This window comes from Kitasatospora sp. NPDC096140, assembly GCF_040303045.1.
Classification (GTDB): Bacteria; Actinomycetota; Actinomycetes; order Streptomycetales; family Streptomycetaceae; genus Kitasatospora.
In genome coordinates, this window is sequence record NZ_JBEOUW010000103.1 from 1 (window position 1) to 4393 (window position 4393).

Consider the following 4393-nt stretch of genomic DNA (forward strand, 5'->3'; position numbering starts at 1 on the left):
GACTTCTTCCGCTTCGGCGGTCACTCCCTGCTCGCGACCCGGCTGGTCAGCCGCATCCGCAGTCTCCTCGCGGTGGAACTCCCGATCCGCCAGCTCTTCGAGACCCCGACGGTTGCGGGTCTCGCCGCCGCCCTGGACGCCACCGAGGGCGTCACCCGGGGTGCCGTCGTCGCCGTTGTCCCGCGTCCGGAGCGGATCCCGCTGTCGTACGCGCAGCAGCGGCTGTGGTTCCTCCACCAGTTCGACGGCCCCAACGCGACGTACAACGCGCCGGTGGCGCTGCGGCTGCACGGTTCGCTGGACCGGGAGGCGCTGCGCGAGGCCCTGGCCGACGTCGTCGCCCGCCACGAGAGCCTGCGCACCCTCTTCGTCGAGGACGCCGAGGGAGCGGGGCAGGTCATCCTTCCCTCCGACCGGGTCGAGCTGCCGCTGGACGTAGTGGAGACGGACGAGGAACAGCTGGCGGAGCGCCTCGCCGAGGCCTCGGCCCACCCCTTCGACCTCGCCCAGGAGATCCCCTTCCGGGCGACGCTCCTCGCCCTCTCGGCGACGGACCACGTCCTGCTCGTCCTGACCCACCACATCGTGAGTGACGCGTGGTCGCGTGGTCCGCTGGCGCGGGACCTGACCGCGGCCTACGCGGCACGCGCCGCCGGGGAGGCGCCGGCCTGGCAGGCGCTGCCGGTGCAGTACGCCGACTACAGCCTGTGGCAGCGGGAGACGCTCGGTTCGGAGGACGAGCCGGGTAGTGAGATCTCGCGTCAACTGGCGTACTGGAAGGGCGCTCTGGCGGGTCTGCCGGATCAGTTGGAGCTGCCGTTCGACCGGCCGCGGCCGGCGGTGGCCTCGTACCGGGGTGAGCGGATTCCGTTCGAGGTGCCGGGCGCCTTGTACGGGCGCGTCGTCGCGCTGGCGCGGGAGACGCAGTCCAGTCCGTTCATGGTGCTGCAGGCAGCGCTGGCCGCGCTGCTGACCCGGTTGGGTGCGGGTGAGGACGTGCCGATCGGCACGCCGATCGCGGGCCGGACCGACGACGCCCTCGATCAGCTCATCGGTGTCTTCATCAACACCCTCGTCCTGCGCACCGATACCTCGGGCAACCCCTCGTTCAACGAACTGGTGGGCCGCGTCCGGGAGACCAGTCTGCGCGCCTACGCGCACCAGGACCTGCCGTTCGAGCGGCTGGTCGAGGCGGTGAACCCGGAGCGTTCGCTCGCCCGGCACCCGCTGTTCCAGGTGCTGCTGACCTTCAACAACACCGACTACCAGGGCGCCCTGGACTCGCTCGACGGGCTGCCCGGCCTCACGGTCGAGCGCCAGTCGGTCGACACGTCGGCCGCCAAGTTCGACCTGGCCTTCGGCTTCACCGAGCAGTTCGACGGGCAGGGCCGGGCGCACGGCCTCGCCGGCGTGCTGGAGTTCGCCACGGACCTCTTCGACCAGGCGACGGCGCACGCCTTCGTCGACCGACTGCTCCGCCTGACGGCCGCCGCGGTGGCGGCGCCCTCGGGCCCCATCGGCTCCATCGACCTGCTCGATGAGGTCGAGGCGGGTCTGGTGGTGGAGGGGTGGAACGAGACGGCGTGTGAGGTGCCGGGTCGTTCGGTGGTGGAGTTGTTCGCGGAGCGGGTGGCGGTGTCGCCGGATGCGGTGGCAGTCGTTTCCGGTGAAGTCTCGCTCTCCTACGCGGAGTTGGATGCGCGGGCGGAGCGGCTGGCTGCTCTGTTGGTGGCTCGTGGTGTGGTGGCCGAGCGGTTCGTTGCGGTGGCGTTGCCGAGGTCGGTGGACCTGGTGGTGGCGTTGCTGGCGGTGTGGAAGGCGGGGGCGGCGTATCTGCCGCTGGACACGGAGTATCCGGCGGACCGGCTGGCGTTCATGCTGGCCGACGCGGATCCGGTGCTGGTGCTGACCACGACCGAACTGCTGGCGGAGCTGCCCGAGTTGGCGGTGGAGTGTCTGCTTCTGGACGCCCTGGAGAGTGATGCGGCCGGGCCCGTGCCGGCGGTGCCGGTGGGTTCGGGTTCGCTGTCGGCGTCGGCGTATGTGATCTATACGTCGGGGTCGACGGGGCTGCCGAAGGGTGTGGTGGTTCCGCAGGGTGCGTTGGTGAACTTCGTTGCTGCGATGGGTGATCGGTTCGGTCTGGGGGTGGGGGATCGGTTGTTGGCGGTGACGACGGTCGGTTTCGACATCGCGGGGCTGGAGTTGTTCGTGCCGTTGGTGAGTGGCGCGGCGGTGGTGGTGGCTGCTCGGGATGTGGTGCGGGATCCGGTGGCGTTGTGTGCGCTGGTGCGCTCGTCGGGTGCGTCGGTGATGCAGGCGACGCCGAGTCTGTGGCGGGCGGTGTTGGCGCAGGACGCTTCGGTGGTGGAGCGGTTGCGGGTGTTGGTGGGTGGTGAGGCGCTGCCGTCGGATCTGGCGGTGGAGTTGGCTGCTCGTGCGGTGTCGGTGGCGAACATGTACGGGCCGACGGAGACCACGGTGTGGTCGACGGTGTGGGATGTGGTGGGTGAGGCGGCGGGTTCGCCGCGGATCGGCCGTCCGATCGCGAACACCCGGGTGTATGTGCTGGACGGTGGTCTGCGTCCGGTTCCGGCGGGTGTGCCGGGTGAGTTGTACATCGCGGGTGAGGGTGTGGTGCGGGGGTACTGGCGTCGGCCGGAGCTGACGGCGGGGCGTTTCGTCGCGGATCCGTTCGGTTCGGCGGGTTCGCGGATGTATCGCACGGGTGACTTGGTGCGGTGGACGCGGGGCGGGGAGTTGGAGTACCTGTCGCGTGTCGATGACCAGGTGAAGCTGCGTGGTTTCCGGATCGAGCTGGGCGAGATCGAGTCGGTGCTCGCCGCGCACGGGCACGTGGCGCAGGCGGCGGTGCTGGTCCGCGAGGACCGGCCGGGCGACAAGCGCCTGGTGGCGTATGTCGTGCCGTCCGGGGAGGGCCGTCCGGTGGCGGCGGACCTGCGGGCGCTGGCGGCGGGCCGGCTGCCGGAGTACATGGTGCCGTCGGCGTTCGTCGTGCTGGACGCGTTCCCGCTGACGCCGAACGGGAAGCTGGACCGTCGTGCGCTGCCGGCGCCGGAGTACGGGGCGGACTCCGTCGGCCGGGCTCCGCGTTCGCCGCGCGAGGAGATCCTGTGCGGCCTGTTCGCGGAGACGCTGGGCGTGGAGTCGGTGTCGATCGACGACGACTTCTTCCAGCTCGGTGGGCATTCCCTGCTCGCGACCCGGCTGGTGAGTCGGATCCGGTCGGTTCTGGACGTGGAACTCGCCGTTCGGCAGGTCTTCGAGGCCTCCACCGTCGCCGAACTCGCCACCGCGATCGACGAGTCGGCCGTCGGCCGTCTCCCGCTGCAGGCCGTCGTCGAGCGCCCCGATCGTCTGCCGCTCTCGCTGGCGCAGCAGCGACTCTGGTTCCTGCACCAGTTCGAAGGCCCGAGCGCCACCTACAACGTTCCCGTGGCCCTGCGTCTGTCCGGTTCCCTGGACGTCGAGGCGCTTCGCCGGGGGCTGGCCGACGTCGTCGCGCGTCACGAGAGCCTGCGGACCGTCTTCGCCGAGGACGCCGACGGCCCGTACCAGATCGTCCTCGATGCCGCGCGCGCTGCCGAGGCCGGACTCCGGGAGGTCGCGGTCGCCGCCGACGACCTCGAAGAGGAGCTGAAGCACGCGACCAGGACGCCGTTCGACCTGACCCGTGATCTGCCGTTGCGGGCCTGGCTGTTCGAGCTGGGCGCCGAGGAGCACGTGCTGCTGGCGGTCGTCCACCACATCGCCGGCGACGCCTGGTCGATGGGGCCGCTGGCCCGGGACCTGGCCGCGGCCTATGCCGCACGCGCCGCCGGAGAGGCCCCGGCCTGGCAGGAACTGCCGGTCCAGTACGCCGACTACGGTCTGTGGCAGCGTGAGCTGCTCGGCTCCGAGGCCGATCAGGGCAGCGAGGTGTCGCGTCAACTGGCGTACTGGAAGCGGACCCTGGGCGGCCTGCCCGAGGAGCTGGCGCTGCCGTTCGACCGGCCGAGGCCGGCCACCGCCTCCTACCGGGGCGACCGGGTGACCTTCGCGTTCCCCGAGGGCCTGCACGACGGCCTGACCCGGGTGGCGCGTGAGCACCGGGCGAGTGTGTTCATGGTGCTGCAGGCGGCGCTGGCCGCGCTGTTGAGCCGGCTGGGGGCGGGGGAGGACATCCCGCTGGGCACGCCGATCGCGGGCCGGACCGACGACGCGCTGGACGACCTGGTCGGGTTCTTCGTCAACACGCTGGTGCTGCGGACGGACGTGTCGGGTGACCCGACGTTCGCGGAGCTGATCGAGCGGGTGCGGGCGGCCGACCTGGAGGCGTACGCGCACCAGGACCTGCCGTTCGAGCGGCTGGTCGAGGCGGTCAACCCGGAGC

Annotated in this window: 1 protein-coding gene; it reads left to right on the forward strand. The window is 71.3% G+C overall.

From position 1 onward, the window contains the following. The coding region (locus tag ABT048_RS41530) for a non-ribosomal peptide synthetase (protein WP_350526843.1) at positions 1-4393 on the forward strand (4393 nt) is incomplete at both ends.